Source organism: Streptosporangium sp. NPDC050855, from assembly GCF_044456585.1.
GTDB classification, from domain to species: domain Bacteria; phylum Actinomycetota; class Actinomycetes; order Streptosporangiales; family Streptosporangiaceae; genus Streptosporangium; species Streptosporangium longisporum.
Genome location: NZ_JBITFY010000010.1, coordinates 138,132 through 150,032, shown reverse-complemented (window position 1 = coordinate 150,032; position 11,901 = coordinate 138,132). Strand labels below are relative to the sequence as shown.

The 11,901-nt window shown below is 64.5% G+C and carries 14 protein-coding genes; 1 reads left to right on the top strand and 13 read right to left on the bottom strand.

Annotated elements, in window-relative coordinates; translation table 11 throughout:
- Positions 1 to 13 precede the first annotated feature (13 nt).
- The 8 genes from ACIBCT_RS21175 to ACIBCT_RS21140 form a co-directional block, all read right to left on the bottom strand.
- On the bottom strand, positions 14 to 1,690 hold the full coding sequence (locus tag ACIBCT_RS21175) for a hypothetical protein (RefSeq protein WP_399190948.1): 1,677 nt from the start codon (positions 1,688 to 1,690) through the stop codon (positions 14 to 16).
- Complete coding sequence (locus tag ACIBCT_RS21170) at positions 1,635 to 2,069, bottom strand: hypothetical protein (protein WP_399190946.1); 435 nt, start codon at positions 2,067 to 2,069, stop codon at positions 1,635 to 1,637. Before ACIBCT_RS21170 ends, ACIBCT_RS21175 begins: the two co-directional genes overlap by 56 nt.
- Before the next feature lie 159 nt (positions 2,070 to 2,228).
- The gene (locus tag ACIBCT_RS21165; RefSeq protein ID WP_399191270.1) at positions 2,229 to 2,981 is read right to left on the bottom strand and encodes an HNH endonuclease; all 753 of its coding nucleotides are present in this window, start codon (positions 2,979 to 2,981) and stop codon (positions 2,229 to 2,231) included.
- A gap of 464 nt (positions 2,982 to 3,445) precedes the next feature.
- Positions 3,446 to 3,589 carry a hypothetical protein gene (locus tag ACIBCT_RS21160; RefSeq protein WP_399190944.1) on the bottom strand — a complete coding sequence of 48 codons (144 nt, stop codon included), beginning with the start codon at positions 3,587 to 3,589 and terminating at the stop codon, positions 3,446 to 3,448.
- Between the two features lie 698 nt (positions 3,590 to 4,287).
- Entirely contained in the window at positions 4,288 to 4,929 is a 642-nt protein-coding gene (locus ACIBCT_RS21155) for an ADP-ribosyltransferase (protein ID WP_399190942.1), read from the bottom strand.
- 307 nt (positions 4,930 to 5,236) lie between these two features.
- Positions 5,237 to 6,478, bottom strand: a complete 1,242-nt coding sequence (locus ACIBCT_RS21150) for a hypothetical protein (protein ID WP_399190940.1) — start codon at positions 6,476 to 6,478, stop codon at positions 5,237 to 5,239.
- A gap of 409 nt (positions 6,479 to 6,887) precedes the next feature.
- Positions 6,888 to 7,046: a hypothetical protein gene (locus ACIBCT_RS21145; RefSeq protein ID WP_399190938.1), complete on the bottom strand. Its 159-nt coding sequence runs from the start codon at positions 7,044 to 7,046 to the stop codon at positions 6,888 to 6,890.
- Complete coding sequence (locus ACIBCT_RS21140) at positions 7,039 to 7,500, bottom strand: hypothetical protein (RefSeq protein WP_399190936.1); 462 nt, start codon at positions 7,498 to 7,500, stop codon at positions 7,039 to 7,041. Before ACIBCT_RS21140 ends, ACIBCT_RS21145 begins: the two co-directional genes overlap by 8 nt.
- 197 nt (positions 7,501 to 7,697) lie before the next feature.
- Here ACIBCT_RS21140 and ACIBCT_RS21135 point away from each other — a divergent pair, with 197 nt between their 5' ends.
- Complete coding sequence (locus ACIBCT_RS21135; protein WP_399190934.1) at positions 7,698 to 8,345, top strand: PASTA domain-containing protein; 648 nt, start codon at positions 7,698 to 7,700, stop codon at positions 8,343 to 8,345.
- Between the two features lie 5 nt (positions 8,346 to 8,350).
- Here the strand turns inward: ACIBCT_RS21135 and ACIBCT_RS21130 are convergent, their stop codons facing one another.
- From ACIBCT_RS21130 to ACIBCT_RS21110, 5 genes are read right to left on the bottom strand one after another with little or no spacing between them, the layout of a single operon-like run.
- Positions 8,351 to 9,052, bottom strand: coding sequence for a galactosyltransferase-related protein (locus tag ACIBCT_RS21130; RefSeq protein WP_399190932.1), 702 nt, complete (start codon positions 9,050 to 9,052; stop codon positions 8,351 to 8,353).
- A gap of 10 nt (positions 9,053 to 9,062) precedes the next feature.
- On the bottom strand, positions 9,063 to 9,647 hold the full coding sequence (locus ACIBCT_RS21125) for a class I SAM-dependent methyltransferase (protein ID WP_399190930.1): 585 nt from the start codon (positions 9,645 to 9,647) through the stop codon (positions 9,063 to 9,065).
- Entirely contained in the window at positions 9,644 to 10,894 is a 1,251-nt protein-coding gene (locus ACIBCT_RS21120; RefSeq protein WP_399190928.1) for an NAD(P)-binding domain-containing protein, read from the bottom strand. Before ACIBCT_RS21120 ends, ACIBCT_RS21125 begins: the two co-directional genes overlap by 4 nt.
- Positions 10,891 to 11,547, bottom strand: a complete 657-nt coding sequence (locus ACIBCT_RS21115) for a glycosyltransferase family 2 protein (RefSeq protein ID WP_399190926.1) — start codon at positions 11,545 to 11,547, stop codon at positions 10,891 to 10,893. The genes ACIBCT_RS21120 and ACIBCT_RS21115 overlap by 4 nt, the downstream gene beginning before the upstream one ends.
- Positions 11,544 to 11,843: a hypothetical protein gene (locus ACIBCT_RS21110; RefSeq protein WP_399190924.1), complete on the bottom strand. Its 300-nt coding sequence runs from the start codon at positions 11,841 to 11,843 to the stop codon at positions 11,544 to 11,546. Before ACIBCT_RS21110 ends, ACIBCT_RS21115 begins: the two co-directional genes overlap by 4 nt.
- Positions 11,844 to 11,901: the final 58 nt, after the last annotated feature.

The window sequence follows — 11,901 nt, the reverse complement described above, 5'->3', positions numbered from 1 at the left end:
CCTCGATTGATCGTCAGAATCCGTAAACGCGGCCCGTGCGGGTCCTCTTCTTGCGGTTCTTGTACTTCGGGGAAGCGAGCACCAGGCGGCGGACCATGCGAGCGCCGATCACACACACAGCGGCGTCGATCTTCTTCGGTGAGTCCGGAGACTCCTTACCGATCGACACACCCCATCGGTTGGGCCGGCGCCGAACATTCCCAACGTGCCGAGCAACCCGGGCGTCACCGTCGTGCCGGAATGCGCGCTCGTTGATCTCGGTCTCAGTGAGCTCGCAGGCGAGCGTGAAGTCGTAGGTGCGTGACCTCATGTCCCACGCGATCGGCTGCGGATCCTTACCGTCCGGCACGGAATGCACGAGCAGCTTCTCGGCGTACCGGCCTGGCCACGTGACCTTCGCGAACCCTTCCCACTCCTTGACGTCAGCGAAGAACGCCAACACGTCCCACCGGTCGAACATCTGCTCAACCGCGGCGTCCACCTCAGCAACCGGCACGACCGATTCCGTGCTGTGCGAGGTGTCCGGCTCCCACACGCCGATCGTGAAGACGTACCCGTCCGACATGCGGCACCCAAGCAGCGCAGTGGCGTCCCGCGACTTGGAGCCGTCGAAAAACGCGACGATCTCCTCGCCGTCGGCAACCAGCTCGCTCGGATCCGCGATCAACGACCACGCTTGAGGCGTCATCCACGCATCCTGGGCTGCGGTAGGCCAGTTCAAGTACTTCCGCTTGGAGTCGTCGGGCTTGCTCCGCGGATCCCAGATGCGTTCCATGATCGGACGTGTCTTCTGCCAGAAGCAGTCCTCGTACACGAACTCCAAGGCCCGGCGGAGTGAGTCCTCGTCCGTCATGTCCGTGTCCGGTGGAGCAACCCGTGCGTCGTACAGAATCCGTGACTCGCCGCGGGTCTTGCCTTCCTCCTGCGCCACCCACGCATCCCATGACGCCTCAGCTACCGATCCGATGCCGGGAATCCAGGAGTTGCAGGTCTCCAGCATCCGGCTACCGGACTTCGTGAGGTTGTCCTCCAAGGTCGCGGCTAGATCCGGGCCGCCGTTGGAGGGCTTCCAGTGCTCGGTCTCGTCAGCTATGACGCAACTCGACTCCGCGCCTTCAGCCGCAGTCGACGAAGCCGTGATCACCTCAAGGGTGCCCTCAGGAGCCTTGTAGTAGCGGGTCTTCGCCGGGTCGAGAGCGAACTCTGTGACGATCCGAGAGCCTTTCGGCGCGAACGCCCGCACCATCCGCATGGTGTTCGCCGTCTGTGACTCCGCAGTAGCGGCGATCTGCACCAACGGCATGTCCACAGGCTTGCCACGAACCCCGCCAGGAGACTTCGAATCGAAGTCCAGCACCCGGACCGGAGCGCAAAGCTCAGCCAGGGCCATCAGAGCGGCGAACGGTGACTTACCCGACCCCTTCGCTAGCCGACGAACCCCGTGGTGGTAGAGCCAGTTGCCGTCCTCATCCACCGCGTACCAGTGAAGGAGGAACCGCACCTGCGACTCAACGAACTTCCACGGCAACCCCGCGCGCGGCCCGTTCGGATGCCGCAGGTATTTGCTTGACCACCGGAGCACTTCCCAGCCGAGGGTGAACTGCGGAATCTCCTCAGGCAGGGTGATAAGCCGGTCAGCCGGAGAGACGACGACGCCACTCATCGAGAGCCTCCACAGCCGCCTCCTCATCGGCATCCGTCTGCACCGCGCGCTCCAACTCCACCCGCACCCGGCGCCGATCCCCTTCAGTCGTCAGCAGGCTCGACATGCCGGACATCACGGCAGCGAACATCTGGGCAGAGAACCGGCTCGCTTCCAAATTTCGGGACATGGCCTCCGCCACATACCGGGCCGTGGCCCAGTCGGACGCCTCGTAGAAAACCCGCTGCCCTGACAGCCCCAACGATCGGAACCAGTTCTGCGCAATCGGATGCCATGCCTCATCTGGCTCCTCAACAGGAAGCGGACCACCATCAACCTGAACCTTCGTGACCGCTTCCTGCTCCGCCTTCGTCCGATGCCCATGGCGCTGCCCTGAGCGCTTCCCTACGGGGCCACGAGAACCCATGACACCTCCAACGAAGGTCACGCCGCCAAACGGCTCACAGAGGCTCACGGGCTCTAAAACTTGGGAGGGATCTCCGGCGCAATACGTAGCCGATCTGGGGCCGGGAGGGAGGAGGGGACCCCGCCCACCCCCTCCTGCTAGGTCCATTTCACCTGGGGTTCAGAGGGTCGCCAGGAGGCGCTTCATGGCTTCTCGGTCACTCTTGATGGAGTTGCACATGAAGTGCGCACACTGCGTGTTAGCGGGTTCGTGTGTGCCTCCCTTGGCGAGAGGCACAATGTGATCGATGACTGGAGCTTTGGGGTGAGGCACTACCTGGTCTCTGTCTGTCTTGGTGTGGCAGAGCTGGCAGGTCCAGTCGTCTCGTTCAAAGATCCGCGACCTGTAGACGTGAGCTACATACGCGTTCTTCTGTACTGCTCGGCGCCTTGCTCTCTGGTCTGCCTTGGCGCACTTCGCTGAGCAGTAGGAGGCGGGGCCTGTGGCTTGAACGCAGAAGGATGTGCCGCAGCGGATGCAGTCTCCTTGGACGAAGACGCGTGGCTTGGGGATGTGCTGCCTCGCGGGGTGCCTGTCGGGAAGTCTGGTCCATGCCCTGCCGTGTGGCCAGTCCAGTGGGGCCGGCAGCCATGCGGTTCTGCGTCGCTCCTGCTCCTTGGCTTCTCTCCACTGTGCTGTGCAGGCCGTAGAGCACCAGCGAGTACGCGTAGAGCTGGACGTGAATGCGGCTTGACAGTGATCGCAGGAGAGGCTGTATGCGCGGGTCTTGTTCGCGCATGGCCTGGAGCAGTATTTAGCTAGGCGTTGACGGGTTCTCCAAGCGGATCCGCATCCCTCGCAGGTGCGTTCGTAGATGACGTCGTGGCTTGGCCAGCGGCCTGTTTCTTCTTTCCGCTGTCGCTGGTACGCCATCCCGCGTTCGACGTTGAATCGCTTCTCGCAGGAGGGTTTGCCGCACTGGACCCGGCGGGGATGCGTCATCTGATCGCCACAGTACGGACAAGGTCTGGTCTCGATGACCTTCTCTGCCTGACGCTTGATCTTGGCGTCCTCGGCCCATTGCTGTGCGCGGCCGTCGGCCTTGGCCCTGCGTGCACTTGCCTTGGCCCGACATCTGCCTGAGCAGTACGTAGGTAAAGGGCCGATCTTCTTCGGCGTCAGCGGGGTGGCGCACTCTTTGCAGGTGAGCGCGCTGGGGGTAGGGTCTGTCACGTCGTCCTGGTCCAATCAGGTCGGCCGTGCCCGAGGAGTGTTAGCGCACTCGCTCGGGCTTCTTATTGGGTTGTGTCTCGATCATCCCAGATGTGCCTGACATTCCGTGGGAATCAGCCCGTCAGGTGCCAAGAATCTGCAGGTCGCATGTAGGTGACCTAGGGTTATCTGGCGAGGATTCCGCTGTCGGCCAGTGCGAGGAAGCAGAGGCCGGCGGCGAGGAGCGCGATGGGCCAGGCGCGTTGTATGGCGGCCCAGATGGCGGATGCGAGGAAGGCCACGATGGCGAGCAGGAGGATGACGTTCATGGGTGTCTCCTAGATGAGACCTGGGTGTTTTTCCTGTGGACGCTGCCTGGGGATGCGTTTGGCTTGTGCTGCTTGTCCACCTTCGCGGGAGGACTTGGTGCGGTGGCAGTAGGGAGCGACGTTGTGATGGATGGCGGCCAGGTTCTCAAGCGAGTGGTCGTCGCCAACCACGATGTGGTCGACGCCGTCTGCTCCGGGGCCGCAGCAGACGTGGCAGATGCGCTGGTCTCGTTTGAGTACCTGGTTGCGGCGTTTGGGCCAGTCTGCGGGGAGGCGGTCTCGGCGATCAGATCCCTTCCATCCGCCGGCCATTAGCTCTTGATGCCCTTCTCGGCTGGCCATTCGCCAGTGGCCTGCTTGTGGAGGCGAGCGCAGAGTCCTTTGACGACGCCTGGCCCTACGTGCTTGGAGAGCTCTTCTACGCAGCGGTCGTAGGAGCCGTCGGTTCCCCAGCGCAGGCGCAGAGCTCCTGGACCGGTAGTCCAGTACCGCATGAGCTTCTCGGTTCCGTTGTCTCCGGGCTTGGCGTCTGCCATGAGGGCCTCCGATCTCGGCCTGTTAGGAACCCTGTTGTGGGGTCTTCTTGCGCTTCTTCGGCGAGGTCAGGAAGTTGCGTATGGCTCGGTTGGCCATAGCTGCCTGGCCTGCTTTGTCTGTGGGGATCAGGTCGGTGGAGCCCCAGGAGAATCGGTCAGCCATCAGAGCATCAGCTCCATGTGGACGTGCGGGACGCCTTTTCTGGTGGTCACGGAGACGACGCGGAACTTACTCCCTGGGGGGAGGACCATTTCGCGGTTGGATCCTGCAGCGGCTTTGGTTCCCTTGGGGAGGGTGATTTCGGCGGTGGCTTGCCTGGTGGCTCGGCCTACGGATCCAACGTCGTTGGTGAGGCTGGTGGAGACGAAGCCCTTGTCGGAGAGTTCCTGACCTGGCTTGAGCTCGCCGAACTGGTCAGCGGAGAAGCCCCGGTAGACGGTCATGGGTTCCGTCAGCGGTGGGGCTTTCTTGATCGCCGAGTTGAGGTCTTTGCTGGCTTTGCGTGCCCGGTCGAGGTCGGCGTCGTTGAAGCTGACGTCGGCCTTGATGTCCTTGGAATTCAGTCCTCTGAGCTGGCCGTTCATCAGAGCGAACCCTGGTGACTGGTAGAACCGCATGGCCTTGTCCTGGGCAGGGCTGAGGCTGTTGCGCCAGGATCCGTAGTGGTCGTCGAGGAACTTCTTGTCCCGGGGGGCAGCCTTGGTGGTTCCTGCTGAGGGAGGGGTTTTCGCGGCGGGCTTCGCGGCGGGGGCCTTGGCGGCGCTCGGTTTGGGTGAGGCGACCGCTTGGGCGGTGCGCTTCACCGGCGGGGAGGCGGCGCCACGTCCGCTGTTCGCCTTCTTGGTGGAGGGCGTCTCAGCGGTCTTGGTTGTGGCTGGCTTGCGGCCGTGGTTCTTCTCAACGGTCGCCGCTGGTGTGAGAGGAACCCACCCATGCTTCCACTGCTGACCCGGGTAAGGGTGAGGCATAGCGTCCCTCGCTTTCATGCACGAGTGGGCGCCATGCGAGGCGTCCGGCTGATTCGGGTTAAGGGAGGAGGTTCACTTTCGGCCAGCGGCTGCGCAGATCGCGTCGTCAGCCTTGCGGGAGTCGACTCCGCCCTTCGCGCCCTTAGCGGTTGAGCCGGATCTGGTGGTTCGGCTTAGGGCCGACCATGATGGCGGCAGCACGGTCTTCCGGCTTCAGGTCGCGCTCAATCGCGGCGGGCTCGGTGTCCACCTGGCCAGCCAGCATGAGATCCAGAATGACTCGGTCCTGTTGGTCGCGAGGTAGATCGCCGAGCTGCCGGCGGACGGCAGCCATCGTGGTCCACTTGCCCGGCCTGGGGCTGGCGGCAGCCACCGCGTCCAAGACGATCTTTTTTGCCTGGGTGTCGGGGACGTTGCCCCCGGCGCTGTTGGCGCGCTGTCTCTGCTCCTCGCGCTTCGGAGCCGCCGCGGGTTTCGGCTGAACCTGCGGCTTACGGGCGGCCTCTTGGCCTGACAGGCGGATCTGGTGGGTCGGCGTGTTGCCGACCATGAGTTCGGCCTTGCGGTCCTCGGGCTTCAGATCCCCGTAGATCGCGACGGGCTCGATATCCAGTCGACCAGCGAGCATAAGGTCCAACATGGCCCGGTCCTGCTGATCACGAGGTAGATCAGCGAGCTGACGGCGGACGGCGGTTATGGTGGTCCACTTACCCGACCTAGAGTTAGCGGCCACCGCGTCCAGGACGAGCTTTTCCGCTTGAGCGTCGGAGACTTTTCCTCCGCTCGGGGCGGGCTTGGGAGGTGCGGTCTTCGCAGGAGCGGAAGCCCTGGGTGCCGCCTTGGCCGGAGGCTTGGCGTCGGCTGCGCTTTTCTGGTTGACGTCGCCCGCGTTAACGGTGACGACCTTCCCGCCGAGGTCGACCTTGACTTCGCCGTCGCCGCCCTTGCCGACGACCCGGCCGGTTTTGCCGTCGTGGTCGCCTGCCGTCACCTCGACGACGTCTCCGGTGCGGAGCATCTTGTAGTTGCCCGACAAGCCATGGACTCCGGCGGGGAAGCTGGAATCGTCGTCGGTCGCCTTACGTCCGCCTGCCTTGCTGGGCCGGCCTGCCATGGTGCGGAGCGCGTCGTCGACCTTTGATGACTTCGATGGCGCCTTCCCGGCGTTGAGGCCGGTCCACTTCGGAGGCGGCGTCCCGTCCGGGCCAGCACCCTCCTGGGCGTTCTTGCGGAGTGTCTTCGCTGCCTCAGCGGCTTCTGCTACGACGCGAGAGAGCATCGAGTTCTTGCCGGGCTTCTTGCCGTGGTTCTTCTTCACCGCAGCAGCGGGGGTGATGGGGATCCAGCCGTGACGCCATTGCTGACCAGGCTTGGTGTCTGCCACGGCGACCTCCTAATGAGTGTGAGTGGTGGGCGCCGCTACAGGTAGCTATTCAGGGGCGGCTACAGCGATCGCGGAGACGCCAGACAGGAAGGTGAAGTCCACGCCAGGGAAGGACTTGCGGAGACTCGTCACCACGGCGTGAGTGTCCTCGGGGGTCGGGTCGTCGGAGAGGGTTACGAGGACCTTGTCGCCAGGGCGGAGAACGATCATGGCGGGGGTGGTCACGGTGCCGCCTTGTCCCCATAGGGCGACCAGGCGCATTCCTCACAAACTGCGTAGCCGCCAATGGTGTGGATACCTTCAGCGGTAATGGCGGTGATGGTCGCGGTCTGGAGCGTGCTCTTCAGGCAGTGGGGACACCACTCATGGCGAAGATCACTAATGATGGGGATTGCCTGTTCGGACTCCGTCATCCTGTGGCGCCCTTGATGCTGGCCTGGAGCATCTGGCCAAGCAGGAACAGCGCCTGCGGCTCGGTGAATCCCGCGTTCAGGTAAGCGAGGAACAGCTCGTGGAGCTGGGCGGCGCCTTCAGCGAGGAGAGTGATCGGATCCTCGGGATCAGGCATCGGTGGGCGCTCCGTCCTCGCTGATCAGACCGCTCCGAACCCACCCTGTCTGCTCGTTGTACAGATCCGAAGGAGGCGGCCAGGTACGGTAGATACTCCAGTTGGTGCCACCGTCTTCGGTGAACTCAACCTCTATCCGCTGACTGTCTGCTCGCATCTCCACACTGCTGTCCGCGTACTCATCTTCGACGCGGAGGAGACCGCCGACGACGCTGATAGTGCGCTTGGTGAGGCGAGCGGCCCGCTGAGCGTTGGCCAGGGTGACCGCTTCTCTAATGCCGGAGCCGCCGGATGGCTCGAAGACCACCAGTTGGGGTTGCGCCACTATGACGTCTTCGGTCAGCGACGGTGCAGCCTGCTCAACGAGTTGCCGCACCTCTTGATGGGTGAACCCTGCGGCGCGGAGTTCTTCCCGGTAGGTGGCGAGACGCTGGGCGGTTGTCAGTTCGGTCACGTGCTCTCCTCATGGGTGGGCGAGAGCCCCGACCCATGAGGAGGTCGGGGCTCTCTACCTCCGGTAGCTAGCCGGAGGGTTCTTGATGGGCTGAAAAGCGAAATACCAGCCGTCACTAATCGTGTCTGGGGTGAATCGCGGTGTAGTTCCCATAACGACCGCCTCGCTGGCCCCACCTGTTTCCTACGGTGTGCGTCATGGCCAACAACACCGCCACAGGATGTGGAACGCTCCTCGTTGTCGCTCTCCTCGTAGGCGGCTGCATGAGCCTGTTCAACGGCGACGACGAACCCGTAGCGGCGCAACCCGCACAGCCCGTGGCAGTTCCCGACTGGGCGAACAAACCGCTCGTTGAGGCAGAGAACGAAGCGAAGGCTCTCGGGCTGGACCTGTCGTCTTCCGGACTGACCGGTAGCTTCTGCAGCGACGAAACCGACTGCTTCATCTACAAGACGGTTCCGAAAGCCGGGACCGCGGTTACGGCGGGCGCGAAGGTCGCGGTGAAGTGGTGGGACAAGGAAGAACGCACGTTCCACCGGAAGTACCGGAAGATGCCAAACGTCGTTGGCTGGTCCGAGGAGAAGGCCAACAAGCTGCTGGAACCGATCTACTGGTCCGTCGAAGAACGCCGCAAGGAGACGACAAGAATCCCGGTGGGCGCTCACCGTGTCCTGGCGCAGTCCCCCAGAGCGGGCCGGCCGTTGAGGGTGGGACAGAAGGTGAAGCTGGTGATCGGCTTCAACTTCGGCTCAACCTCAGGTGATGGCGGTGGGGGTGGGAGCTTCAGCAGCGGTGATGGCAACGATGGCGAGGGCCGGTTCTGTGGTCGCCGCTGGTGGTGCTGACGGGATTACGGGTGGGCGCTGGAGGCGAGCACGCTTGGGTTGTGCTCCGCGACGAGAGGGCGGACCGCTTCGGGGTCGCCTTCGGCTTCAACGTAGCGGCCCATGAGCGCCATGTTCGCCTGGTAGAGCAGGCTGGATGGGTCGATTTCGCTGGGGTGCCAGAGGTGGAAGATCGTGCCCTCATGCTTGGCAGTCGGGCCGAGAAGCGCATCACAGGCAACCCTCGCGGCCGTGTCCTCGGCGCCCCAACCTTGGAACCGCTCGTCCATTCCGCCAGCCTGCCACCATGCGGAAGGTTGGATTACCAGAATGCCGCCGGTGGACCAGTCGGTTTCGAGCTCGGTCGCGCACAGGTAGGCGGGAGTCCCTGCGAGGTAGGCGTCCGTTCCCTGTGGGGAGAGTCCGCGGAAGTGCGTGTAGGGCAGGTGAAGGAGTCCGTCGTGGGCGCTCTCGACCGCCGCGAGGAGCGGTTCCCGCTCGGGCAGCGTGTCTGCGTCGCACAGGACGACCACGTCAGCGCCAACGTCCTGGGCGAGGCGAACACCGTGGTTGCGTGACCCCGCGCGGGAAAACGGTGTGTGGCCTGAGTCTGCGTCGATGTGCCACGCATCCGGCAGCAGGGTTCGCAGGTGGGCGCGCACCGTTTCGTGGTGGCGCTCCCGATCCGGCTGGCCGCCACGCCAGGGGATTACGACTGCGACGCGCACATGACCTCCCTCAGGTCTTGCGGAACACAGCCCATGGGCGCTCCGGCTCGATGCGCTTCAGGCCGCGCTTCTCCGCTTCGGCCTTCTGCGCGTCGGGGTGCCAGGTGGTGACGTCGATCCAGATCTGAGCCTCTTCGGGGTTGTCCGAGGTGGGCCAGTCCACGACGATGAGTCCGCCCTTGCGGACGGCCTTGACGAGCCCGTCGAGGATGGCCAAGGCCGAAGATCGCGGGTGGTGGATCAGCACCGCCAGGCACACCACGGCGTCTACCTTGTGGCCGATCTGCTCGTACAGGTCACTGCCGTCGGAGAGGACCTGCGGCATGTCGGGGTCGTTCTCGGCGAGGTGGGCGAGCATCTTCGGCGAGGCATCCGCGCCGGTCACGTCGAACCCGAGACGCTTCAGCGGGATCGCTACCCGGCCATCGCCACAGCCGAAGTCCACAACGCGTGAACCTGGCTTGAGGACCTCGGCGAGCTGCAGGGCGGCCTGTTCACCAGATGCCCAGTACGCCTCTTCGGAGACGCCGCGCGACGGGTGAATATGAGCGGGGCCTGCCTGGTCCCAGGCGTCGATGACCTCTTGGCCTGTCATGACTTCCGTCCGATCCGAATCACCGTCACGCCCGTCTGGTCAGGCATGTAGCCATGCGGGTCCAGCACCACCGAACCAGCAGGGAACGCGTAGTCCACGAACTGCGGGTGCTTGGTGCCGATCACGTACACGTGGGGCTTGTCGAGTGGGCGATGACGCTTCGGCTCCACGAACGGGTCGTAGAGCCCCACCTGGCGTTGCCGGTCACGCAGCTGGTGGGCGAGGAGACGCGCTGGCGAGCCCGCGGTGAGCGCGCTGCTGGGCTTGTATGCCTCACCGAGAATGTAGATGTCGAGGCCGGTCTGATCTGCCCACCGCTCTGCGAGGTCAGCCAGCCACCCTGACTGTGCTTCTCGGGCGTAGGCCATCTGGCCGAGCAGGTCGTAGGACAGTTCCAGGCGTTGAGCGAGCCATGACATGGCGATCAGGTCGCGGGGGTGGCAGGCGCCGCCGTCTCCCATGCCGCCCCGCAGGTACTTCGGGGAGATCACCCGCTCGGTCGCGAGGGACAGGGCGTCGATGACCTGGTCGCAGTCAGCGCCGGTCTTCTCGCAGATCTCCATGAGGGTGTTGCCGATGACGACCTTCGCGGAGATGACTGTGTTGTACGCGACCTTGATCAGTTCAGCGGACTCGATGGACGTCTTGAACACCGGCCGGTCATGAAGTTGCCCGTACACCTCGACCACAGGGGTCAGGTGTTCGGGCCGGTCGGCGCCCATGAGGACGAACTCCGGCTCCAAGAAGTCCGCGATCGTCGTCCCCATCGCGATGAACAGCGGGCTGTACACGAGGGTGACGTGGGCGTTCAGCAAGCCCCGCAGGTGCTTGTTGCACGTACCCGGCAGCGCCGTGGACACCACAACGAGCGTGATCGCCTTGGCCTGCTGGGCAGCGGCCCGGCACACATCCCGAACCGCCTGGGTGAGGAACCCGTACTCGAAGTCTCGGCGATCGTAGGGGGCAGGCGCCTCGCCGCCGTAGGCAGGAGCGTGCGGCGTCTGCACCGCGACAAACACCACATCGGCGTGGGCAACGACCTCGGCCACCGTGTGAGCGAGCTTCAACGGGCCAGAGTCGATCAGGTCCGCGAATCCCTGCTCGCCCTGGTCCCCACCTTCGGAGAACATGCGCTCGACTCGGGCTCGGTCGATGTCGTAGCCGATGACGTCGTGGCCAGCGAGGTGGTGCAGCGCCATGGCGCAGGGGGCGCCCAACTTGCCGAGGCCAATCCAGCCGACGTTCATGGGGTCCTTCCGGGGGTCCAAGCTGCCCGGAGCGCCTCAACATCGCGAGCTCTGGCGGCCTTCATGGGGGGTGAGTGGTAGTCCGCGGTCCGGTACCCGGCCTGGGCATCACGCCAGGTCTCGTCGTCGTGTCCGCCGGTCAGGTCGTGACGGTCGTGGAGGACGTTCACCACGATGCGGTGGTGGGCGCCTACCGCGGCCGCGACATCCTGGGCCCAAGAGTCACAGTGCGGGGACAGGCTGAAGTGACCGAGGACGTCCACCATGCTGCGGTGGACGATCGGGAAGATGTTCAGGGCTGGCGAGTCGTTGTGTGCCGGCCACAGCACGCCGCAAGGCGCCTCAGCGACCCGGGAGTCCCAGCCGGGAGTGAGCATCCTCGCGTCGTCGTTCCACAGCAGCAGCCACTCCCCCGACGCCATGGCGGCGAGGTGGTTCACGTACTCGTGGAGCTGATGGTAGCCGTACCTGGTGGGCGCCACCCAGCAGGTGGCCCGGGACCGCTCAGCCGCTTCAACGGTGTCAGGGTCGTCGGGGTCCGCAGCAACCAGGATCTCCAGACGGTCCGGGTTGTCGGCCATGACGCGTAGGGAGCCGATCGAGTCCGCCAGCGAGGATGGGCGTCCACGGGAGGGCAGCAACACAGAGATCATGTGATGCGGATCAATCCGCTGCGGAGAAGCGGCTCCTCAGGAGGAGCGACCGGTTTCACCCAGACGACGTAGCGGCCCTCGTCGAGCTCGCTGACGCCTTCGTCGCCGCCGTAGAAGACCATCGCCCGGCCGGTTCCGGTCTCCCACTGGGCGGCGTACCAATCATCGTCTCCGGGCTCGACGTCGTACGGCATGATCGCCATGAAGACTGGCGTCAAAGCGGTGTAGTCGCCTCCAACTACCCCTGAGCGGATGAACTCTTTCGTTCCGGACGGGTAGCAAGGGATGTCGCTCACGAGCTACCCGCCCTTCAACGTTGAGGTGAGCCGATAGACCAGGCCCTCGATGGAGCAC

Excerpts from the sequence above, each read along its gene's own strand:
- ACIBCT_RS21115 (WP_399190926.1), bottom strand. The coding sequence starts at position 11,547 with ATGATCTCTGTGTTGCTGCCCTCCCGTGGACGCCCATCCTCGCTGGCG.
- ACIBCT_RS21145 (WP_399190938.1), bottom strand. The coding sequence starts at position 7,046 with ATGCCTGATCCCGAGGATCCGATCACTCTCCTCGCTGAAGGCGCCGCC.
- ACIBCT_RS21125 (WP_399190930.1), bottom strand. The coding sequence starts at position 9,647 with ATGACAGGCCAAGAGGTCATCGACGCCTGGGACCAGGCAGGCCCCGCT.
- ACIBCT_RS21175 (WP_399190948.1), bottom strand. The coding sequence starts at position 1,690 with ATGAGGAGGCGGCTGTGGAGGCTCTCGATGAGTGGCGTCGTCGTCTCT.
- ACIBCT_RS21120 (WP_399190928.1), bottom strand. The coding sequence starts at position 10,894 with ATGAACGTCGGCTGGATTGGCCTCGGCAAGTTGGGCGCCCCCTGCGCC.
- ACIBCT_RS21160 (WP_399190944.1), bottom strand. The coding sequence starts at position 3,589 with ATGAACGTCATCCTCCTGCTCGCCATCGTGGCCTTCCTCGCATCCGCC.
- ACIBCT_RS21170 (WP_399190946.1), bottom strand. The coding sequence starts at position 2,069 with ATGGGTTCTCGTGGCCCCGTAGGGAAGCGCTCAGGGCAGCGCCATGGG.
- ACIBCT_RS21135 (WP_399190934.1), top strand. The coding sequence starts at position 7,698 with ATGGCCAACAACACCGCCACAGGATGTGGAACGCTCCTCGTTGTCGCT.
- ACIBCT_RS21165 (WP_399191270.1), bottom strand. The coding sequence starts at position 2,981 with ATGGCGTACCAGCGACAGCGGAAAGAAGAAACAGGCCGCTGGCCAAGC.